Origin of the sequence: Microbulbifer aggregans (assembly GCF_020524005.1) — a bacterium.
Lineage (GTDB): Bacteria > Pseudomonadota > Gammaproteobacteria > Pseudomonadales > Cellvibrionaceae > Microbulbifer > Microbulbifer aggregans_A.
The window spans coordinates 930,511-952,590 of the sequence record NZ_JAIVKK010000001.1; the positions used below are offsets into that span (position 1 = coordinate 930,511).

25 protein-coding genes are annotated in these 22,080 nt (G+C 51.5%); 4 read left to right on the plus strand and 21 right to left on the minus strand.

The genetic code is table 11. The annotated features are described in order from the left end of the window. The first annotated feature begins 2 nt into the window (after nt 1-2). Nucleotides 3-3,143 (plus strand): efflux RND transporter permease subunit, encoded by a 3,141-nt coding sequence (locus LC093_RS03965; protein ID WP_226662339.1) that lies wholly within the window; start codon nt 3-5, stop codon nt 3,141-3,143. 104 nt (nt 3,144-3,247) lie between these two features. On the opposite strand, the gene LC093_RS03970 is transcribed toward LC093_RS03965, so the two are convergent. The 4 genes from LC093_RS03970 to LC093_RS03985 form a co-directional block, all read right to left on the minus strand. Continuing rightward, on the minus strand, nt 3,248-3,670 hold the full coding sequence (locus LC093_RS03970; protein ID WP_226662340.1) for an acyl-CoA thioesterase: 423 nt from the start codon (nt 3,668-3,670) through the stop codon (nt 3,248-3,250). Then, nucleotides 3,670-4,560: a dienelactone hydrolase family protein gene (locus LC093_RS03975; protein ID WP_226662341.1), complete on the minus strand. Its 891-nt coding sequence runs from the start codon at nt 4,558-4,560 to the stop codon at nt 3,670-3,672. Before LC093_RS03975 ends, LC093_RS03970 begins: the two co-directional genes overlap by 1 nt. Beyond that, entirely contained in the window at nt 4,553-6,154 is a 1,602-nt protein-coding gene (locus LC093_RS03980) for a BCCT family transporter (RefSeq protein ID WP_226662343.1), read from the minus strand. Before LC093_RS03980 ends, LC093_RS03975 begins: the two co-directional genes overlap by 8 nt. 74 nt (nt 6,155-6,228) lie before the next feature. Next, complete coding sequence (locus tag LC093_RS03985; RefSeq protein WP_226662345.1) at nt 6,229-8,442, minus strand: TonB-dependent receptor; 2,214 nt, start codon at nt 8,440-8,442, stop codon at nt 6,229-6,231. Between the two features lie 129 nt (nt 8,443-8,571). Here LC093_RS03985 and LC093_RS03990 point away from each other — a divergent pair, with 129 nt between their 5' ends. From LC093_RS03990 to LC093_RS04000, 3 genes are all read left to right on the plus strand, one after another. Then, nucleotides 8,572-9,588 carry a GlxA family transcriptional regulator gene (locus LC093_RS03990; RefSeq protein ID WP_226662347.1) on the plus strand — a complete coding sequence of 339 codons (1,017 nt, stop codon included), beginning with the start codon at nt 8,572-8,574 and terminating at the stop codon, nt 9,586-9,588. Between the two features lie 169 nt (nt 9,589-9,757). After that, entirely contained in the window at nt 9,758-10,654 is an 897-nt protein-coding gene (locus LC093_RS03995; RefSeq protein ID WP_226662350.1) for a 3-keto-5-aminohexanoate cleavage protein, read from the plus strand. A 9-nt stretch (nt 10,655-10,663) separates the two neighbouring features. Beyond that, entirely contained in the window at nt 10,664-11,647 is a 984-nt protein-coding gene (locus tag LC093_RS04000; protein ID WP_226662351.1) for an L-carnitine dehydrogenase, read from the plus strand. Nucleotides 11,648-11,734: 87 nt separating this feature from the next. Here LC093_RS04000 and LC093_RS04005 read toward each other — a convergent pair whose 3' ends face one another. The 17 genes from LC093_RS04005 to LC093_RS20515 form a co-directional block, all read right to left on the minus strand. Further along, on the minus strand, nt 11,735-12,169 hold the full coding sequence (locus tag LC093_RS04005) for a nuclear transport factor 2 family protein (RefSeq protein WP_226662354.1): 435 nt from the start codon (nt 12,167-12,169) through the stop codon (nt 11,735-11,737). Nucleotides 12,170-13,426: 1,257 nt separating this feature from the next. Next, a complete protein-coding gene (locus LC093_RS04010; RefSeq protein ID WP_226662357.1) occupies nt 13,427-13,570 on the minus strand; it encodes a hypothetical protein in 144 nt (47 codons plus the stop codon). Between the two features lie 87 nt (nt 13,571-13,657). Continuing rightward, complete coding sequence (locus LC093_RS04015; RefSeq protein WP_226662358.1) at nt 13,658-14,089, minus strand: hypothetical protein; 432 nt, start codon at nt 14,087-14,089, stop codon at nt 13,658-13,660. 141 nt (nt 14,090-14,230) lie between these two features. Continuing rightward, entirely contained in the window at nt 14,231-14,644 is a 414-nt protein-coding gene (locus LC093_RS04020; RefSeq protein ID WP_226662362.1) for a DUF2711 family protein, read from the minus strand. 105 nt (nt 14,645-14,749) lie between these two features. Beyond that, complete coding sequence (locus LC093_RS04025) at nt 14,750-15,130, minus strand: hypothetical protein (RefSeq protein ID WP_226662365.1); 381 nt, start codon at nt 15,128-15,130, stop codon at nt 14,750-14,752. Nucleotides 15,131-15,307: 177 nt separating this feature from the next. Next, nucleotides 15,308-15,658, minus strand: coding sequence for a hypothetical protein (locus LC093_RS04030; RefSeq protein WP_226662368.1), 351 nt, complete (start codon nt 15,656-15,658; stop codon nt 15,308-15,310). A 471-nt stretch (nt 15,659-16,129) separates the two neighbouring features. Then, entirely contained in the window at nt 16,130-16,765 is a 636-nt protein-coding gene (locus tag LC093_RS04035; RefSeq protein ID WP_226662371.1) for a LysE family translocator, read from the minus strand. Nucleotides 16,766-16,933: 168 nt separating this feature from the next. Further along, nucleotides 16,934-17,308 carry an Imm44 family immunity protein gene (locus LC093_RS04040; RefSeq protein WP_226662373.1) on the minus strand — a complete coding sequence of 125 codons (375 nt, stop codon included), beginning with the start codon at nt 17,306-17,308 and terminating at the stop codon, nt 16,934-16,936. Nucleotides 17,309-17,415: 107 nt separating this feature from the next. Beyond that, a complete protein-coding gene (locus LC093_RS04045; RefSeq protein ID WP_226662375.1) occupies nt 17,416-17,802 on the minus strand; it encodes a hypothetical protein in 387 nt (128 codons plus the stop codon). Nucleotides 17,803-17,921: 119 nt separating this feature from the next. Then, nucleotides 17,922-18,296: a DUF2195 family protein gene (locus LC093_RS04050; protein ID WP_226662377.1), complete on the minus strand. Its 375-nt coding sequence runs from the start codon at nt 18,294-18,296 to the stop codon at nt 17,922-17,924. After that, entirely contained in the window at nt 18,277-18,801 is a 525-nt protein-coding gene (locus tag LC093_RS04055; protein ID WP_226662379.1) for a DUF2778 domain-containing protein, read from the minus strand. Before LC093_RS04055 ends, LC093_RS04050 begins: the two co-directional genes overlap by 20 nt. Nucleotides 18,802-18,942: 141 nt before the next feature. Then, a complete protein-coding gene (locus LC093_RS04060) occupies nt 18,943-19,311 on the minus strand; it encodes a hypothetical protein (RefSeq protein WP_226662382.1) in 369 nt (122 codons plus the stop codon). Nucleotides 19,312-19,432: 121 nt separating this feature from the next. Next, nucleotides 19,433-19,840 carry a DUF4279 domain-containing protein gene (locus tag LC093_RS20510; protein ID WP_226662383.1) on the minus strand — a complete coding sequence of 136 codons (408 nt, stop codon included), beginning with the start codon at nt 19,838-19,840 and terminating at the stop codon, nt 19,433-19,435. A gap of 99 nt (nt 19,841-19,939) precedes the next feature. Next, nucleotides 19,940-20,518 carry a hypothetical protein gene (locus tag LC093_RS04070; RefSeq protein ID WP_226662387.1) on the minus strand — a complete coding sequence of 193 codons (579 nt, stop codon included), beginning with the start codon at nt 20,516-20,518 and terminating at the stop codon, nt 19,940-19,942. 111 nt (nt 20,519-20,629) lie between these two features. Further along, the gene (locus LC093_RS04075) at nt 20,630-21,001 is read right to left on the minus strand and encodes a hypothetical protein (protein WP_226662389.1); all 372 of its coding nucleotides are present in this window, start codon (nt 20,999-21,001) and stop codon (nt 20,630-20,632) included. Nucleotides 21,002-21,129: 128 nt separating this feature from the next. Continuing rightward, nucleotides 21,130-21,699, minus strand: a complete 570-nt coding sequence (locus LC093_RS04080) for a GNAT family N-acetyltransferase (protein WP_226662391.1) — start codon at nt 21,697-21,699, stop codon at nt 21,130-21,132. Next, the gene (locus tag LC093_RS20515) at nt 21,641-21,973 is read right to left on the minus strand and encodes a DoxX-like family protein (protein WP_226662392.1); all 333 of its coding nucleotides are present in this window, start codon (nt 21,971-21,973) and stop codon (nt 21,641-21,643) included. Before LC093_RS20515 ends, LC093_RS04080 begins: the two co-directional genes overlap by 59 nt. Nucleotides 21,974-22,080: the final 107 nt, after the last annotated feature.

Here is a 22,080-nt window from a genome sequence, read left to right on the forward strand (position 1 = left end):
TCATGAACAGTTTGATTGAGTGGTGGGCCCGCAACAGCGTAGCCGCCAACCTCGCCATGATCGGGATCTTTGTCGCCGGCCTGATTGGATTTGGCAGCATGGAGCGTGAGATGGACCCGCAGGTGCGCTTCCCCGGTTTGGAAATTCGCGTTTCCTGGCCCGGTGCAGCACCGCAGGAAGTGGAAGAACAGATCGTCTCGCGCATCGAGGAAGCAGTAAGCGACCTCGACAACATTGAGTGGGTACGCTCCTCTTCCGGGGAGAGCATGGGGGAAGTCTATATCCTCGCGGAATCCAACGTGGATTTTGCCCGCTTTATGAACGACGTAAAAATCCGGGTGGACGGCATTTCTTCTTTTCCCCGCGATATCGAACCGCCACAGGTACACCAGTGGGTAAACCGGCAAGAGTTTATTCGTGTAGCCGTCCACGGTGATTTGGGCGAACGCGAGCTGAAGCGACTGGCAGAACAACTGCGTCGTGAAGCCGCTACTCTACCCGCAGTTTCCATCGTGGAACTGTTCGGCACGCGCATGGAAGAAGTCTCCATCGAAGTGAGCGAACTTGCCCTGCGCCGCTACGGGCTGACCTTCCAGCAAGTCGCCGATGCGATTCGCGCAAACTCGCTCAACCAGTCCGCCGGCGCGGTGCGCACTGAAGTTGGTACCTACCAGCTCAAGGTACGCAACCAGGCCGACACAGAGCAGGAATTTGCCAAAATCATCGTTCGCCAGACTGCCGACGGCGGCACCATTCGCGTTGGCGATGTTGCCACCATCGTGGACGGCTTCGAAGACAACGAGATCCTCGCCACCCTGAACGGCGAACCCGCGGTTCTGCTGCAGGTGATGAGTACCGAGACCATGGATATCGTCACCGCCTCGGCATCCATTCGCAAGTGGATTGAAGAGCGCAGTGAAACGCTGCCGACCGGTGCCAGGCTCACCCTCTGGACCGACAATGCGGATGAATTCAAAGGCCGCCTGGAAACCATCGGCAGCTCCGCATTCCAGGGCCTGATCCTGGTACTGCTGGTGCTGTTGTTCAGCCTGCGACCGAAAGTAGCCCTGTGGGTTGCGATGGGCATCGCCACTGCCTACGCGGGTGCTTTCGTACTGCTGCCTACCGTCGGTGTATCCCTGAACATGCTGTCGACCTTCGCCTTCCTGCTGGTTCTGGGGATCGTGGTGGACGATGCAATCGTCGTCGGTGAAAGCATCCATACCGAGTCCCATAATCCCGAGCATCAGGGCCCCGGGGGCAGCCTGAATGCGGCTGTGATCGGCACCCAGCTAGTGGCCAAACCGGTCGTGTTTGCCGTAGTTACCACTATCCTCGCCTTTTTGCCGTGGATCTTTATCAGTGGCTCTACCAGCGATTTCACCCGCCATATCACCTGGGTGGTGATACTCGCGCTGGTATTCTCGCTGATTGAGTCGCTGTTTATCCTCCCGGCGCACTTGAGCAACCTGAAGCCCCGCACAAAGCTCGGCCGCTTCGGTCGTATACAGAAACGAATTGCCGACGGTATCGTGCACTTTGCGCACAACCACTACCGTCGCATCGGCCAGTGGGCGGTCGACCGCCGCTACCTCACCCTGAGTATTTTTATTGCGGTGCTTATGGTCGGCTTCGGAATGTTCGGCAATGGCTGGGTGAAAAAGAGCTTCATGCCCGAGATCGAATCTGACCAGGTAATCGTCAATGTGGTGATGCCGGAAGGTGCGCCCTACAGCCGCGCGCTGGAAGTGCTGGCACAGTTGCAGGATGCGGAAAAGCGCCTGGAACAGGAAGTGAACCAGCGCACCAATGGTGAGGGCGCACTGATCGAAAACTGGTATACCCGTTCTCGCCGCGACAGCGTCATGGCCATCGTCCAGCTCGCACCGCCGGAAGTGCGCGACATGACCGCCAAAGAAGCCGCATTGCGCTTGCGGGAGCTGCTGGGTGATATCCCGGATGCCAAGGAGGTCTCTGTCCAGTACTCCTTCAACAACAGCGGTCCCGGATTCGAACTTTCCATTCGCCACCCGGACCTGGACGTATTGCGCGCAGCCACGGCAGATCTCGAGCAAAAGCTGCGTACTTACGAGAACCTGTACGATATTCGCAACAACCTGGAAGGTGCCTCAGAAGAGATTCGCATCGACCTGAAACCGGGGGCAGCCAAGCTTGGCCTGACCCTGGCCGAGGTCAACCGCCAGGTACGCCAGGCCTACTTTGGCGAAGAGGTACAGCGCCTGCCCAGAGCCGGCCAGGATGTGAAAGTCATGGTGCGCTACCCGTTGGAGGCCCGCCGCTCCATCGAAAGCCTGAAAGACTTCCGGGTGCGCACCGCCGATGGTCGCGAAGTACCCCTGCTCGCTGTCGCCGATCTGGAGTATGCCCCGGGTATCAAGCGCATCCAGCGCTGGAATGGCAACCGCGCAGCCCGGGTTATGGCCGACCTGAAAGACGATGTACGCGGCGACATCATGAAGGACCTGAACGAAAACTTCTTCCCGGACTGGGAAAAGCGCTACCCGGGTATTATCCGCGGCGCGATTGGCCAGGCGGAAGGTGAAAAACGCTTTATCCAGGAAGTACTCGGGCTCTACACCATGGCTTTCTTCGCCATGTACAGCCTGCTGGCCATTGCGTTCCGCAGCTACGCGCAGCCAATCCTGATCCTGGTCGCCATCCCGTTTGCTTTCGTCGGCGCCATTCTGGGCCACGCCGCCATGGGCATGACCATGGCCATCTTCAGCTACTTCGGTATCGCCGCCGCGGCTGGGGTTGTGGTCAACGACAACCTGGTATTGATGGATCACTGCAACCGCTTACGCGATCGGGGCATGGAGCCACTGAAGGCCGTCGTGGAAGCCGGCGTATCCCGCTTCCGCCCGATCCTGCTTACCACCATCACCACTATTGTCGGCCTGCTGCCGATGATGATGGAGCGGAGTATCCAGGCTGCATTTTTGCAACCAATTGTGGTGGCGCTGGCGTTCGGGGTCTTTGTCGCCTTCTTTGTGACCTTGCTACTGGTGCCTGCGCTCTATGGCGTCGGCGTGGATATCAGCAACACTGCAGCCCGGATAAAACAGGGCGTGATTGGGCGAATTACCGGAGCCACCGCAGTAAAGCCACAGACTGAGCTTTAATGGCCTGGAAAGATAGCTCCATCAAGACAGGTCAATAAAGAGACCTCCATAAAAAAAGCCCCGGGAAAAACTTCCCGGGGCTTTTTTATTTTTGGAGAGAAGGATTACTCAGCGGCAGCCATATACTGTTGCGCCTTCTCCCGCATCACATCCGGAATCGGTGCCGTACCCCGCTGTTTGAGATCAAACAGTACCGACGTGGCCTTGTTTACCGCAGCCACTTCTCCGCTCTCACTCAAGTACAGGGTTTGCAGGTAGGTAATGGAGCTGTTGCCAATTCGCAATGCTTCACAGTCCACATGCACAAGCGCACCTTCCGGAACTTCGGCTTTGTAATCGATCTCGTGGCGCACATCGGCCCAGCCCAACCTCCGTTCACCATCGACCATGGCGTTGTGCCCCAGCACCAGCATAAAGTGCTGCATGGCATCATCGAACATTCCCACGTAATTGCGGGTGTTCATATGCCCCATTTCATCGCACAGCCAGGTGTGCGCTACACCGGAAAAAGTACGTACACTCGCCATTACTGATTGCCCTTGATCATCTTCAGCATGGTCTGCCAGGCGTCTTCCGTCGCTTTTGCATCGTATACGGAACCCGCGTCGATATTCGCCTGGTTCGGATTGGCATGATCGAAGGTATGGGTGGCGCCCGGATAGATCTTCACCGTCAGGTTGCCGGCAGTTTCTGGGTGGTTGGGCTTGTATGCCTGACAGACTTCTTCTTGGATATAGCGGTCGTCGGCACCGAGGAACATCACGCTATCCACGTCCACAGTCCACAGCTGCATGCAGGAGCCATAGAACATGAAAGCACCCTGTACGTGCTGCTCGAACCCAACCTTCGGCCATTCGGCAAGACTGAAAGGCGCGCTTTTGGCAGAGGCTTGGGCCAGTGCCGCCCAGATGGTGACCGCACCGTGGGAGAAACCGGCCAGATAGAGCTGGCCTGCATCCACGCGGGGATCATTCTTGACGTCTTCAATGGTGGCGAGGATATCCGCGGAACGCTGCCAGGGGGTCATTGCCTGGAAGTTACACGCCTGCTGCCAGTCGATACCGCGGCCCTCGTAACTGTCGACCGCGATCATGCCGATGCCAGCACCGTTGAATTTTTCGGCCCAGTCCTTTTCATGGCTGGCGGTAGGACCACTGCAACCGTGAAAGAACAGAACCGTCGGCACTTTGCCCTCGCCTTCGGGGAAAAAGCGCTGGTCGTATGGGCGCAACTCTTTGCTGATGGCGGTCATGGAGGTTTCTTTTACGGTGGCTTTTGCATGGGCAATCGCATTGGCCACAAACGAGGCTACACCGCCCTCTTCCACAACCTCTTCGAGTTCCTGCCGGCTTTCGTCGTTCGCCTGCGCGAAAGGAGCCAGCAACAACGCGGCCAGGACTAAACTGGATCTAAACATTTTTAGTTTCCTTATCAAAATTATTCGCCTCAATGGTGGCCGGCGCCACGATGAGTGCATCTTTCTGCACCGCAACGCCAAAGTCGTCATTCAGTACCCGCGTCAGGGAACGGAATATCAGCAACAACACCACAGTGAGCGGCAACGCGAGAATGATCGTCAGGGACTTGACCGTATCCAGTCCGTTGGCAAACAGCAGGCCAACAGCGATCAGGGCGAGGGCAAAGGCCCAGGCCAAACGATTACGTTTCCCCGGTTCCTGTTCGCCATACAGGTTCTTGGTGCTGATACTTGCCAGTACGTACGCCGAAGAGTCCAGTGTGGTCGCGAGGAATACAAAACTCAGCAGTGTAAATGCCGCGAGCACCACTTGGCTGAAGGGCAAGGTTTTGACGATCGCCACCACGGTTGCAGGAATCCCCTGCTCGCTCAGCAGCTGGGATACTTCCAGAGTGCCAGACAGCTCCAGGTGCAACGCGTAAGAGCCACAGATGCTCAGGAAAGAAATACAGCCAAGGCTGCCCCACAGCAGGATACCCAGCACCATCTGGCGAATGGTTCGCCCGCGGGAAATACGCCCGAAGAACAAACCCATCAGCGGTGCATAGGCAATCCACCAGGCCCAGTAAAACAGGGTCCAGGCATCTGGGAAGCCACCGTGTTTAATAGGGTCCAGCCAGAAGCTGATGCGGGGGAAGTTGTCCAGCATCAGGCCGACACTGTTGGCAGACATGGACAGGATGAATACCGTCGGCCCCACAAACAGTACCAGGAGCACAATCGCAACAGCGAGAAAAATATTGATATCACTCAGGATACGGATACCGGCCTTCAGGCCCTTATAGGCACTGGCGCCAAAGATCAGCGTCCAGAACGCAATCACACCCAGACGGGTCGCCATGCTTTCCTCGATACCCAATAAGGAAGTCGTCAGCGACGAAACCAGTGGCACACCAAGCCCTAAAGAAGTGCCGGCACCACCGATCAGACCAAGAATAATCAGCGTGTCGATGACCTTGCCGATCCAGCCGTCTACACGATCCCCCAGTAGCGGGCGGCAGACTTCGGAGATCCGCAGAAAAGGACGACGTCGAACGTGCAGCATATACGCCACAGCCACCGATGGCACCGCGTAGAGCGCCCAGGGCACAAAGCTCCAGTGGAACAGCGTGTACATATGCCCCCACTCTGCAGCCTTAGCGGAGTGCGGCTCAATATGCAGCGGCGGTGAAGATAAATAGTAGATCGGCTCGACAAATGACCAGCTCACCAGGCCGATACCGATACCGGCGGAAAACATCATCGCCGCCCAGCTCAGTTCAGAATATTCCGGTGGCTCATCGGTGCGCGAGAGTTTCACCTGACCAAAGCGGCCGTAAGCCAGCCACAGCGCAAATATGAACGTGCCGAAGCCAAAAAATACAAACAGCCAGCCAAACTGGCTGGTAACCAGCGACATCAAATGTGCCGCCCAGGCTTCCGCCTGCTCCGGCCGCAAAACCAGGAAGGCGGCAGCGATAATCGCAATGCCAAATGCGGGGATAAAGACGGGAAGATCCAGCCGAGGCTGGTCCTGACGTTGGGATAAATTCACGGGTAATTTTCCTGCTCAGGATAAAAAAACAGGGGCACCAGAAATCTCTGGCGCCCCTGGAGGGCACAACGTAATCAGAAAAAATCTTTGGTTACGCTGATACCCCAGGTGGTAGGCTCACCCATGATGGCAAAGCCCATACCGGCCTGTTCAAACCCGTGAACAACGTACTCTTCATTGGTCAGGTTTTTGCCCCACAGCGAGACTTTCAGACCTTCGTAGTTGTCCCAGGTAACATTGGTGTTCACCAGCGTGCGCTCTGCATCGGATGCGCCCTCGGTGTTACCCACGCTGTAGAACACCTCGCCCTGGTACATCGCGTTGGCGTTGAAGTTGATGGCGGAACCATTGCTCAGCATCCACTCGTAGTTGACACTGGCGGAAGCGGAGTGCTCCGGCGTACGCGCCAGTCGGTTGCCCACAACTTCCGGGTCTGCCTCAAAACTCACGTACTCGGCATCGGTATAGCCGTAGTTCAGTGCCAGCATCAGGGCATCGGTCACCAGCGCAGAGGCTTCCAGCTCAATACCTTTGATTTCGGCATCACCGGTTGCCGTTTCAACCTGGCCCGTTTCCAGGTCGACGGTGAAGCTCTGCAGGTCGGTGTAGTCGAGATAGAACACGGCGCCGTTCAGGCGTACGCGCTGGCCAAGCATGCTGGTCTTGAAACCCAGCTCATAGTTGGTAGCGTTTTCCGGATCAAAGGCAACAGTTGCGCCCTGCTCTGTTGCGGCAATGCCATTGAAACCACCGGCCTTGTAACCCTGGGAGATGGTCCCGTAGACAATGTCCGCATCTTCAGTGGTATAAGTTACCGTGGCTTTCGGGGTGAACTTTTTCCAGCTCTTATCCGCAGTCACCGCGTAGTCTTCGGCGAGGAAGCCAAACAGATCCGGTGCGCCGGTGGCGACACTGCTGAAGTCTTTCTGGTCGTAGGTATAGCGGCCACCGAAGCTGGCACTCCACGCGGGAGAGAAGTGATAGGTTGCTTCACCGAATACCGCGTAGCTGGTGGTTTCGTTGCTCGCGTCCCAGACCGGACGGGAACTCAGACCTGCATATCCCATCAGGTCGTATACACGGGAAGAGTCAAAGCTCTCTACACGATCCACTTCTTCCTGGAACAGATACAGGCCTGCAGTCCACTCCAGCGCTTCGCTACCGGCAGACTGAATACGCAGTTCCTGGCTGAACTGGCTGGATTCTTCGGCGGCATCATTGGTCATCGCTGCGCCGGCCACAGCCAGGTAGCGTCCCATCATGTCGTCGTTGAAGGTGTAGTCCTGGGTGCGGTATGCGGTGATAGATACCAGATCCACGGTTTCCAGGGAGTGGGTCAGCTTGGCAGACACACCATACATATCGCGATCGGCATAGCCGTCGACAAAGTTGTCGACTTTGCCCGGATCGTTTTCGGTGGGATGCGCAGCGCCGAAGATTTCCTCGTAACCGACAATGCTGCGGGCACCGGAACCGGTCAGGTCATCGGTGGCGTAGTCCGCGCTCAGCATCAGATCGGTACGATCGCCCAGCTCGATGGCCAGCTTGCCGCGTGCAGACAGGTTGTCCTGGTTACCCAGGTCATCGTTGCCAGTATTGACGTTCTCGATCCAGCCGTCGCGGGTACGGCGGGAAACGGCGATACGGCCTTTGACGCTATCAGCAATCGGGCCGCTTACCATTCCACGAAATTCTTTCAGGTTGTAATTACCTCCGGTAACCTTCGCCTTCGCTTCAAAGGTGTCGGTCGGATTCTTGGTAATTACATTGATCGCACCACCGGCAACGTTGCGGCCGTACAGCGAGCCCTGCGGGCCACGCAGTACTTCCACACGTTCAACATCAAACATGTCCGCGCGGTAACCGCCGGCGCGACCAGCGTAGACTTCGTCGATGAACACACCTACAGAGGCATCGTCACCGACGGAGCTGGAGTTTGTACCGACGCCGCGAATGTACGGCTGCGGCGTTACCGGGTTGTAGGAGGACAAAGAAAATCCCGGAGTCATTGCGGAAATATCCTCGACATCCAGCATGTTGCCCCGCTCCATGGCTTCTTCGCCAAACGCGGACACTGCAATCGGAACACTCTGCAGGTTCTGGGATTTTCTCTGGGCAGTCACGGTGACTTCCTCCAGAGACAAATTACGGCTATCGTCTGCACGGTCAGTGCCACTCTCCTGAGCGGTAGCTGTCTGGCCAAGCAGAGCGGTGAGGGATGCGAAAATAACTTTCGCGATAGGATTTAATTTATGATCGGAATGAGTAGTCAGACTATTGGGTCGCATTCAACTTCCAGTTAGTTATTAATCTGATCGGCGGGAAAAATATCCGCCGGCGTATAAAGCTGCGACTATCCTAATGGCTGGCCCGGCATATACTTTTTGAAATGCGATGCTTTCTTTACAAATTCCGACATGACCGACAATTCACCCGAGTTCGACAGCCTGGATACTTTTCAGCCGCCCAAATTCGGGCAGAGCGATGTGGTGCACATCGGGTTTCTGCTGGTCCCGCAATTTTCCTTTTTTGCCCTCGCCTGTTGCTCGGAACCACTGCGGGTAGCCAACCGCCTGGCCGACAAGTCACTGTTCAAATTTACCTTCCTGTCTGAAGACGGTTCTGCGGTCACCGCCTCCAATGGCATTGCCCTGGATGTGGAGTACGCAATTGCGGATTGCCCGGCTGAATATCAGACGGTCATCGTGATCTCGGGCTTTAATCCGCTGGAAGGCTGTGGCGATACCCTGTATTCAGAGCTGAGAAGACTCGCGGCCAACGGCGTCAGTCTCGGCTGTGTGGATACCGGAGCACATGTACTGGCAAAGGCTGGGCTGTTGCAGGGGCAGAGAACAGCAGTGCACTGGGAGGCCACGAGCGGTTTTCAGGAAAGCTACCCCGCGATTCAAGCCGTCCCCGAGCGATTCGTCATTGAGGAAAACCGGGTATCTGCCGCAGGAGGCCTTAGCAGCCTGGATATGATGCTCAATATCATCGGCGCCGCGCACGACCAGAAGCTCGCCACGGCTGTGGCCGAACAATTCACCTATACCCATGTCCAGAGTGGTGAAGACGCGCAGCGGATGAGCCTCAGGGGCCGGCTCGCTACCACCAATAGAAAACTGATCAGCGCCGTGCAGTTTATGGAGCAACACCTCGCCGCACCGCTCTCGATCCTGCAGATTGCCGACCGCTGTGAAACCTCGGTAAGAGAACTCGAACGCACCTTCAAGAATGAGCTCGACACCCCGCCGAAGCGCTACTATCGCCGGCTGCGGCTGGACCGGGCCCGCCAGCTATTGCGGCAGACCGACATGACCGTGCTCGAAGTTGCCATTACCTGCGGCTTCCAGTCCGCGGCGTACTTCAGTTCCGCCTACCGCCATGAATTCGACATCAGCCCCAGTAAGGATCGCAATCTGCCCTCCACCTGATTTCACCTTTTGGTGTCCGCCCGCCCGGTAATTACTGACCAAACAAAACCCCGTACTTTCCCAGTTCTTGTCGGATTATCAAAACAAACCGGCGGATTTCCGCGAGCCGTTTTTTCACCGATCTCTAGCATAGCCACCCTACCCTCTTCTCTCGATCAGGAGCGAGCCAATGCAGATGAACAACAAGGTGATCGTCACCTGCGCCCTCACCGGCGCCGGGGCCACCACAGATAAGAGCCCCCACGTACCCGTAACCCCGAAACAGATTGCCGACGATGCCATTGCTGCGGCCAAAGCGGGCGCCGCCATTGCCCACATCCACGTGCGCGATCCGGAAACCGGCGCACCGAGCCGTTCCGTATCACTCTACCGCGAAGTGGTTGAGCGCATTCGCGAATCCGATACCGATGTCGTCATCAACCTGACCGCCGGTATGGGTGGCGACCTGCTGCTGGGCCCGGACGAAAACCCAATGGATTTCGCGGATGGCACTGATTTGGTGGGCGGCATGGAGCGTCTGGTACACATTGAAGCGCTGCGTCCGGAAATCTGCACCCTGGACTGTGGCTCCCTCAACTTCGGTGACAACAACCTGGTGTACATCTCCTCTCCGGAAATGCTGCGCCTCGGCGCCAAGCGCGTACAGGAACTGGGCGTAAAACCGGAACTGGAAATCTTCGACACCGGTAACCTGTGGTTTGCCAACCAGATGATGGCTGAAGGCCTGCTCGACGAGCCGCCGCTGTTCCAGCTGTGCATGGGTATCCCCTGGGGTGCGCCGCCCGATATCGGCACCCTGAAATCCATGGTCGATAACCTGCCGGAAGGCGCTCAGTGGGCGGGCTTCGGTATTGGTCGTCATCAGTTCCCCATGGCCACCCAGGTGATGCTGATGGGCGGCAACATGCGCGTAGGTCTGGAAGACAACCTTTATCTGAAGCGCGGCGAGCTCGCCACCAACGCACAGCTGGTAGAAAAAGCCCGCAACATCGTGGAACTGCTGGGCGGCACCGTAGCCACACCTGCAGAAGCCCGCGAGCGTCTGAACCTGAAAGTACAGGGCTAAGGAGGCTACATGTCACACGCAACAGTGATCGGCACCGGCGTTATCGGTGCCGGATGGGTTTCCCGTCTGCTGGCTCAGGGCCACGATGTCGTCGCCTGGGATCCGGGCACAGAAGCCGAACGCAAGCTCCGCGAGAGCGTCGATACCGCCTGGCCGGCGCTGGAGAAAATCGGCATGGTAGAAGGCGCCAGCAAAGCGCGACTGCGCTTTGCCAGCTCGCTGGCCGAGGCCTGTGAAGGCGCCTACTTTATTCAGGAAAATGCCCCCGAGCGGGAAGCCATGAAGATCGACCTGCTGGCAGAGATCAGCCAGGCCGCACCGGCAGATGCACTGATCGGCTCTTCCACGTCCGGCTTCAAGCCTTCTGTCCTGCAGCAGAAAATGGTTGCTCCGGAACGCTTTGTGGTAAGCCACCCATTCAACCCCGTGTACCTGCTGCCATTGGTAGAAGTTGTCGGCGGCGAACAGACCTCCGCGGAAACCATTGAGCGCGCGCAAACCTTCTTCAAAGAAATCGGTATGCACCCGCTGCACGTGCGCAACGAAATCGACGGGCACCTGTCGGACCGTCTGCTCGAAGCCGTATGGCGAGAGATCCTGCACCTGGTAAACGATGGTGTCGCCACCACCGGCGAGCTGGACCAGGCCATCACCTATGGTCCCGGCATCCGCTGGGCCTTTATGGGTACCAACCTCACCTACCACCTGGCCGGTGGCGAAACCGGTATGCGCCACATGCTGGAACAGTTCGGCCCGGCGCTGAAGCTCCCGTGGACCAAACTGGAAGCCCCTGAACTGAACGATACCCTGATTGACCGTATGGTAGAGGGCACCCAGGAACAGGCCGGCGACCAGTCTATCCGCGAGCTTGAAGCCCTGCGGGACAACTGCCTGGTACGTATTATGGAAGCACTGAGCGAATTTGAAATGGGCGCAGGTAAAGTACTCACGGATCACCGCAAGCGCCCCAATGTAGAGTCGATCGAACAATAAAGACGACGGAGTAGCCACATCAGAACTCACCCGATGTGGCCACCATAAAAAATAGCCGCCCCCACCGGGGCTGCCTATTCGAGTCTACTAAGCGGGTGCCCCAGGCGGCATAAATACCGGGGTTATTGACCTGGCCTGTAGCTTCCAGCCATTTTCCGTTTTTACAAACACGCTTAAATACCGCATTTTTTTAGGCAGCGGATGCCCCATAACGGAACCATCAATATTGATAATTCCGGAAAGTACTGCGGTACCATCGTTTATGACAATCTTGTCATTAGCGATTTCTACCATTTTAACATCAAGATTTTTCGCGGTTTTTAATACGTTTTCGCGGCTTTCAAGCAACCCGATCGCCGCTACAAAGAAATAACTTTCTTCCGACATGGTAGCCAGCGGCTCGACGTTGTGGTTGAGCATGTATTCTTTCAGTTGCTTATCATGAGAATATATAAGCTCTTCCTCAACCGTCTTCGCCATGCCCAAGCACGGGATCAAAAGTAAGACCAATATACGCAGCATACTCCCTCCTTGATCGTTCGATAATTTTATAATTTAGGACGCTACAAACAGTACCTTTTCGCCAGCCTTGGCTCTCTACTGAATTTACCGCTTCAAGTTTGACTGCCAGCTCACAAATTCTGGTTCTGAAGAAGTTATTTGTCCATTACTTCGGTGAATATATCTACCCGCGCAATATCTCAATATTCACAGCCTACTGCATTACTCTTCTCCCACTCTGGGTGAGAAAACTTTCTCAGCTTTGGCGCTTTTTAGTGCGCTGCACCAATATTGGGCTACTTTAAATTGACCGGGAGAAAATTCTAAAAGATAAACGTTTTTAGAATTATTTTCCTATTTGTATGGTTTTGATATGAGAGGTAATACCATGTTGTATCAAATGCGCTTAATCCTGTCCTTCGCTCTCGTTATTATTCCAATATCACTTCTGGCAGAAACGCTACCGCCTCCAGGAAAATGGGAAGGAACCGCCCCCGCCTGTGCCGGGCATTGCGATAGCTACCACTTCGCGTATTGTACGTCCTCGGGACCCGTTTCCATCAAAGGGGTTACCAGCGAGCTAAAGTGTGCCTATGCCGAATCGGCCCCGGTTCCGGCCCCTAAAAAATATGGGGCACCTTGCGCATTGGGCGGTAAAAAAGCGTTTTGCGTAAAGGTGTCCTCCTTCCCTCAGGTAGTAGACTACAAAAAGTTAAATAGAGCCGGCAAATGGCGGGGCACGGCGCCAGCCTGTGACGGCAGCTGTGAAAGGGGCGAAATTGCACTGTGTCGTTCATCAAACGGTAAAGAATGCGCCTACACACCCGCAATCTTCGCAGATCGCTTAAGCAACTTTGGACATTCCTGCAGTTCTGGCCGTAAAGCCTTCTGTGTCAAAAAAGAATATTTAACCAGCAAATAACGAGAATTTAGGGATTGCGAAGAATGACAAGCGGGCTATAAGTCCGCTTATCTGGCAAGGGGGCATCAACACACTATTTGTATTCAAAAGGCATGTCGTGCATGTACTTGGAAGCTGCGCGAACTGCCGAAGCTGTTACTTCATCGTTCCTGACCTGAAGCTCACGCCCTCATTGCATGATGAGCAACAATTTGTACCACACGTGCCTATAGCGTTGTCCTCCATTCCTCATGCTCCCTCCTTAACTAAGGTCATACTAGAAAATGCAACCACTCGGTCAGCATCCTTTGAATAATCTCATATGAACATTGGAAAGACAGAACCGAGGGATATACGCCGACTTGATACAGATATTTCTATACAAGCACAGCCATGATTCGACCTAATGCAATTCCCGATGTAAAAATAAAGATTCCTGCAAGAATGACGCCCAATACGACCAATGCATTTTTCTCATGAGCTTCAGAGGCAGACCACCAATTTCTCAATAATTCCTTCACAAATCCTCCTTTTTTAAGACAACGGCTTCCTACCATAACGTCGGCCCCAAAACAGGAGCACGATTTGCGCACAATCGCGCAAGAAGATTAAGTAACACTATTGGCAATCTGTTTCCGGCCCTTGTTATGGCTTTTCAGCCTAGACCAAGAAACAACAATTATTGCCAGTGAAAATGTTATTACAACTGCAAAGTAGAACTCCGTCACTCTTTCCGGCCGATGAATAATCAGAGTATCCAACCCCGCTGGCTTAGCAAGTTCATTGTACTTGGTTGCCAATGAATACAGGAACGTATGCCCATTTATAAGTGATTGATAGTTTCCGATACAAAATATCAGGTAACCAAAAATTATCGCCAAGGGTTCCCAGATACTTCTAGAAGCCTTTTCACTACCAATGGTAAAGCCCGCCACAGCCACACTAATAACGCCGAAGTAGTTCCACAGCTTGTCCACCTGGGAATACTGATCCTGAAACATATTGAAAGCATCAATCACTGCCTGACTATTCTCGATCACTTCTCGGAATTCCTTTCTTATAGGTAATAACGCCGCTCTCAGCCGCATCTTGTTTTATGCGCCTTTAACTAGCGCGAAAATAGGCACACAGCGATGCGAACAAAAATCGCACAGAGCAAGATGCCGCCCTAAAGTACTTTTCTATGCAGATATATACCCGAGCATGATTCCCATTGGGATCACCACAAATCCTGCACCAAAAACAATAGCGATTAAATGATTAAATTTTAAGCCTGGATCCGTATATTCATTTGAAAGCTCTTTCTTAATGCCTCCGATACTGGTTCTTAACCCTACATCAATATCAGCCAAACTAGAGAGCTTTGTTAATCTGAGAATATCCTGCCACGAAATCGCGGAACAACCATTAATAATTTCCTGCTTTGCAGGCCATTTACCAGGCCAAAATCGCTCAATATTTAAGCTGTCCGGTTTCAAAAATGGATGCAGCATCACGTACACTGCCTCGAATTGCCCTTCGTAGAACGGAAGAATCTTCTCGTCATATGGACATGAAGCAAATTTTTCTGGTGTAGGCAATACTCTTTCCGTCATGACTCGATCTTCCTAAAAAAATGCCCGCAGCAAGAGCAGCCAAAGCGTGGCGTAGGCCGTCCCAATCGCATCTTTCGCTGCGGCTACAACCGCTTGTTATCCGAATCACTTCGCAAGTGCTACCGAGAGCTCCATACTGGGAGCTTTGGCCAATACAATTGTTGCTCCGGGGATCAGTTTTGCCTGGCCTTTCCATACCTCTGGATTTTTGGTATCAACTCCGGCCGCTGTCTGGTTCCAAAAAATAAACGTATATCTAACAAATTTCCCGGAATCCTCTTTGTAGTTAAAGTCACCGTCAACCTCCATCAACTTACCGGGAATTTTTGCCCCAAAGGTGCCTTCAACCACTGCGAACGACACCGAATATGAATCAGAAGCTCTTTTGATGTTGAAGGTTATCTGACTGTTTTCGTATTTTGCACTCGCAAAGCTGCTAAGCCCAGCCAACAATACGAGCATGAATATCTTAATTACTTGACTCATTTTCTCTCCATGAAAATTGATCACTGGACTCGCTCAATCACATAACGCCGCCAGTAGGGGCAGCATACCTTGTGCGCGTTTTGCGCAAAAATGGGAGCGCACCGCACTGCACAAAATGTGCATAGTGCTGGGCGTCCCATGGAGGCCCGTAGGGCCGGAGCAAACTCCCTGCGTTTGCTATGTACGAACCTGCACCGATGCTGTACGCGCTCCCATAAAGAAGAACACCGTAGCCCCAAAGTTTAGTACGTAATAGATTGCATCCATGACCACATCTACCACATTTAGGCCCGTGTCAGCTGATACCAAACTCAGAACTGGGACAACTGTATAGTTCATAATGTTACCGATAAAATACAGAAGAAAACCTGCGGAAAAATAGCTAAAACGTTTGAGCTGCGATACTTTTCCAGATTTTCGGAGCGATACAAAACAATAGAAAAAGACAGCGGTTGAGAGCATGCCGATTGAAATAGATACAGTCAAATCTTTTGCCAACGTACTAAAAATACTTACTTCATCTTCCATATTTGAAACTTACCAATAGACTACCAGTGCATAACGCCCGGCTTTGGGGCGGACTCAGAGCCGCGAAGCAGCGGAAAGGTCGCCGCTGCCCCGAAGGTGTGACAACAGCCGCTTGCTATGTGTTTGCTCCAATAAATATGACAGCTAGTAGACCCAACCAAATAATGGTGCCACCTAAGAAGGGCGTAAAGACGGAAATTACAGACCTCCTCCGGAAGCCCGGCCTCACTAGGGTCAAGAGCAAAAACAATAGCGAGACGCCATTAATGGCACAGAATGTAAACCAAAACTCCCCGACGTAGCCTGGGCTAATTGATTTATTGGATAAAGCAAAGAATATTGAGAGACACACCAGCCCCCACCCCAAAAACTTAATACTCTGCTTATAATCAATTAAATAATCTTCGATTTCCATATCTCTACTGACATATAACGCCGTACTCAGGGACGCGCTCCCTTGTGCGCATTTTGTTAGCTCTGGGCTGTTAGCACCAACCGGATTCCGAAGTACCCAAACATCATTGCAGCCACACGATTGAGCCACTTCTTAATATTGCCACTCGCAACCACACGTGCACCCACTGTAGCCGATGACCAAGCCAAAAAATGACACCATATCATCCCGTTTATATTGAAAATTACCCCCAAAATTAGAAAAGCCAGTGGCTGATTTTGACTTTCAGGAGAAATAAATTGCGGAATGAAAGCCAAAAAGAATACCGCTACTTTTGGATTTAGTACATTTGTAAGAAAACCTTCCGTGAAAATTTTCCTATAAGACCCCTTTCTTGGATGAGGGCAATCAATTTGTGTTGCACTTTCCCGAGCAAAAATCATACTTACTGCGATATAGATTAGGTATAGGCCACCCAGGATTTTCACGATAGTGAATGCGGTAGCTGATGTGGTAATTACAACCGATAAGCCAGCCATAGCGGCAAAAATATGCACGAATGTCCCAGCACCTATACCGAGTGCGGCTGCCGAACCTCCCTTAAAACCCTGCCTAAGGCTTCTGCCTGCAACCAGTAATGAGTCGGGACCAGGCAGAATGTTCAAAATCAAACCGGATACAATAAAAAGACCTAAATTTTCAATTCCGTACATTGGCTCGTTCCCTCGTAAAAGCTGACACCGCGAGCAGCGGTAGCTTACTTTGAGCGCTTTCTACGCAAAAATGGGAGCGTAGCGACCTGCACACAAAAAGTGCACAAAGCGCTCAAAGTAAGACGTCCCAGGGAGGCCCGAAGGGCCGTAGTATACTGCTTGTGATTTCTAGGCATGACTTCGCGCCTCAGCTAAAACCTGCCGCACTAATCTAACATCTAGTGCCTTTGGGAATTTTTCTGTGACGATATCGATGCTTCTTTCTAACATTGCGACTACCAGCTCCTTCTGTTGATGTGAATTGGCTGATAAAAATTCTTTATAGGGGATGATCAATCGAAGATCCATTCCATTCTTCTTGCTGAATCGAATTCGCTCTTTAAAATCATCATCCCTGATTATTGCAATTACGTCCAATTCGTTAGCCTCATTAGCCTCTATATGGGTAATTCTTGGATTTATGAAGTCTTCTACGGAGAGCAATGCCAAGCGGTATGCTTCAAAAACATCGCTATCAACCTCTCCACCGATCCAGAGCTTCATTGTGATTACCTAACGCCGCTATCAGACGCGGCTTACTTTGTATGCTTTTCTCACGAAAATGGGAGCGCAGCGACCGCGCAAAGTTGGCCGTCGACTGCGTTGCTTAGTTATGCCTGGGATGCATAGAGATACACCGCAACGAGCATGGGAGAAAATACCACCACCCCAATACCTAGCGCTACTCGCATCTTAGTTTTCCCCATAACCTCTTCAGCATATTTTATCTTTGCCGACCAGAACATTGAAATCACTGACCAAGCTACCGTTATTGCAAGCCATGCATACCAGATATTGGGGTGATCGGGTTGAGAACCACTAATGAACCCATAAAATGCGACCAAGCCAAGTGCCATGAAAACAGCATTGGTTGTTTCTTCAATTTTCACAGACACGGGACTGGTATCTTTGCCAGACCAATACCCGATAAATTTAAATGGTATTGGAACTATCATTATGAGAGCTAGAATCCAAAATGACATCGTCCAAAACATCATTGATAATCCTTGGCATACGCCTTTAGCTGAGGAAAAATGGGGTGGCGGCCGCCTTGCGGTTTTTTTGCAAGGCGGATGACGCACCATTTGGTCCGTAGCCGAAAATTGTTTGGGCGAAACTATGGCGCAGAACAGGCCAAGTTAATAGTGAGCCCTTGATCGGGGAATATCAGTTGTGTTTGTGCTGCTACAGGTAGCGAAACAACCTCTTTTCCGAGCGTGGTAAAAACACCTGTAATCAAGCTGGAGTTAGCGCCATTTTGATACGCAGAGTATTTAAAAAGGGCTGATTTACATGGACAACTCCCACTTGCGATTGCAGGCGTCACTGAAGCACTCAATATTACTGGCTCAACACTCATATCCAGACTGACATCATTAAGTCTGAAACAAGCATCAACAGAAGTATCTATAGAGACATTGCCACCTTGTGCAGTATGCACGCAGGCGCATAAAATGAGTACGAAGAAAACACTACTTCTTAGTGCCACCATTTGTCCCCTTTCCCTTAACATATTTTACATTAATTAAAATTGTCGCCTTTCTTGACGACATCTGATAACTCCGTAAATGTTCGAATATCTTCGTATCTACTTCAATACATCCATGGCTATATCCTTTCACTGAGTCATGAAGATAAAATCCACCTCGTGTATTTGGAGCGCAACGCTTTTTAGTTTCCTCATCGGCAGGCTCCATTCTTGCCCGATTTCTTCCCCAATTCGCCCAGTATGGTTCGCAATGGCCGGCCTTAGACCCCCTCGGGATTTCTTGTATCCCCCATGAAGGCTTCAAAGCGCATATACCTCTACCATCATCTTCTGCAAGACCATGGTTAGCGATAAAAACTTTATAGACACCTTCTGGAACTGGCCCAGCATCAGGGAGGCATTGCTCCCCTGGGATCTGATGATTTGGTAATCCCGAAGATGCTCGAAACGTCAAGCCTTTATTATTCCATCTAACATGCTGACCATCGTAAACTAACTCTACTTTCATATACTCTCCCTGTACTGGTTAAAATTCGTAATCGCCCTAACGTTCGGTTTAGGGGCGGCTGGAGCGTAGCGTAAGCCGTCCCAGCCGCGTCTTTCGCGGCGACTACAACCGCTTGTTAGGGAGCTTTTATAGGTACTTGATTTAAAATTCGCTGCACACAATATCGAATACGTTGTCATACTCCATTACAACAAAGTGTCTGTGCTGATCAGTTACTTTTCCTCCTAACTCCGCGATCCACTGAGAGTTGTTGACCTCCATGAAGCTGGAAACATACTCCTCCCTCCAAGAGTCGAGCTCAAGCAACCGGAATGCCAATACTCCGTTGAATACCAGTGAAATTGGGATATCGTCAATTGCTTGGCAAGTAGATGACATCCCGAGATCTATATGTCCATTAAAAACAAAAGTATTTAAACCATCGAAAAAATCGATATTTTTCAGAAATATACTTGTTCGACCATACAGAGCACCTTCTCGCTGTTCGACTGGAACCCTAGTCTCTGGCATTTCTACTCCCTAACGCCCAGCGCAGGCGCAGCCAGCGTGGAGCACCTTTTGTGTTAATGTTTGAGCGCCAGCGAGTAACACAAAAGGTGCGTAGCGTTGGCTGTCGCTCTGCCGCTGATTGTTATGTTTCATTTTCGTCGTCGAAGTATATATCCCAAGATATTGGCAATCCAAAACGGACGAGAGATTCCATGGTTTTTATATTTAAGCTAGGCCCTCCCTGCCCAGTTGAATCCCAAAAGTTTGTTATGACTATGCTGCACTCTTTAGACCTCAACTCTTCTAAGGCTTTCTCCTTGCCGTGCAAGTTATCTAATATCCAATGGATATGTTCTGAATTATCATTTGAATATACATGATTCTCTGAGCATAGTTGCCATGAATTCCACTCTCTTCTCGGCCGATATTTTGAAGATGGGTCTCGGAGATAAGCTTTGGTAGCCTCTATATCAAGAGCAACTTCAATTTCACCGGGAGGCATATCTCTAGAAAAAATTATTAATGTCGAAAATGTTCTTGTGCAAGCCATCTACTTATCTCGATACACCGCTCTGAAACATAACGCCCGCATTTCCGGCTGGTTTGGAGCGCAGCGGAAAACCAGTCCGACAACATGCGCTTGTTAAATTTAGAAGCCTTCAGGGTGTGACGATAACCATTCACGGTGCTGCTCCTTTAGGCGTTCTCTTTCCTCTGCTGAAGCCAATACAACGTCAGCGCCTCCATCATAAGGGTGAAAAACGATACCTTTGCTGGGGCAGATAATCATAATATTACCCACTTCATCGTTGGCCACCATACGAAAAAGGTTATTCAACTCACTACCAGTGAACTCGACCTCTGCCACATGAAGATGCCAATAGAATTCAAAATCGTCGTCATCTTCATACTGCTCCAGTGTGCACCAAGGTTCACTGGTCGAAAATAACTTTAAGAGCGCTGGCTCTGGTCGTGAAGGCACTCTTTCCTCAGAGTACTCTGGCAATACAACGAGAACCTTGCTGCCATTGCCGCATAACTCTTGAAGGACAAGATTGTGCCTACGCAAGACTTCTAAACACTCGTCTTCATTTTCTGGATATCGCTTCGACTCTGGCAACGAATGAAAGCGCACCCATCGACTTTTATACTCATGTTTTAAGTTATGAGCTTCGGGAGCGAAATTATCGAATTCGCTAGTCCAGAATTTGGCAAGTTCTTCAATCATGGTGAAATTTAACGTTGCCAGCAGAGGCGGCCTACGCTGTTTATGCGCACAGCGCATAGCGTAGGCCGTCCTGCGGAGGCGCGCAGCGCCGGAGTGTACTGCCTGGCTTGGTTAGGCATGCCGCTCCTCCGGAGCTAAAGAATAGGCATATCGGAACAATGCAAAATATTGTGGAACCGCTACTGCGGCTACTGATACAACGAAGATATTGATTGAGTACCCAAACACCGTTGGAGACCACCAAAAAAGATAAAAAACATCCCAGCCGATTAGAACCGGTGTAAAGAGCTTGTAGAAAACTGGCGAAATAATGACCTTATTGAGAATGAAGCCAAGCACTCCTAAATATGCCAATACGATAAAGAACCAATTTACGATATCTAGGACTGGGTAGATCGGAGACCCAATAGCAAAAATTGAGACAAAATTTCCCACTACTTGGATGCTTAAAACAGCAAAATATATTCTCCAAAATATTTTCATACTCAAATATCCAAAATGCCTAACGCCGTGCTCAGCGGCGGCTTACTTTATGCGCATTTTGCGCGTAAATGGGAGCGTAGCGACCGCGCAAAAAGTGCATAAAGTAAGACGTCGGCTGCAGCACTTTGTTAGGCGCCGGCACCCTGCGAGGCAAAGCAGCGCCTATATTTTACAAAACCCAGTTTGGAGCTACTTATAAATCCCTGTTTCTCAAAGAATTTGTGGGATTCTGTACGTTCAATTGAGCTAAGAAGCATGATTTTTGAACAATCCTTTTGCATGCAGAACTCTTCAATTGAACCAACAAGGCAAGCCCCTACACCTCTTCCTCTAAATTCAGAATTTACTACCACATTCTCTATAACAGCAAATAGCTGGTAACCGTACATGACATCTGAGCAGATTGAGACAAGAGCCGTAGCGCATACAGAACCACCAAATTCTGCTACGAATAGAGCTGTATTTGAATCATTTTTTAAATCAGAAATGCGCTCTGACAGAACTTTAACCTTAGGATCTTGCACAAGTTCTTGATAAAGAAAGCTTATAACTTGAGCATCTGCTGGTTCTGCATATCTTATTTTTGGATTCATCACTCGCAAATGGCTATTGCCGCCTAACGCCGCGCTCAGCCGCAGCTTACTTTGTGCACCTTTTGCGCGAAAATGGGAGCGACAGCGACCGCGCAAAAGGTGCACAAAGTAAGCTGTCGGCCTGCAGCGCCTTGTTATGCGGCCTGGCACTACGAAATTCCATGATGAGGATTGCACTCAAGGCAATCAATGGAATATTTGTAGTTACAGGATTGAAAGCCTCCATCAATAAATGAGGAGAACTGAAAGCAACAAAAATTAATAGAGCAGACAATGCAACCATGCTAGCCACGTTCATTAATATTGAGCGATAGAAAATTAAAAATGCTATGCCAAATAGAATTTCACCTACTCCAGCTGCCTTAGTGAGGGTGTTCAAAACTCTGTGTCAGCCATATAGCCCTCACAGGCTGATGTGTTTTTCCAAGCGCTCGGGGAAGTGGATCGTCAGCTGTGACAGCGTCAGGTTCCAGTTCTGAATCGGGT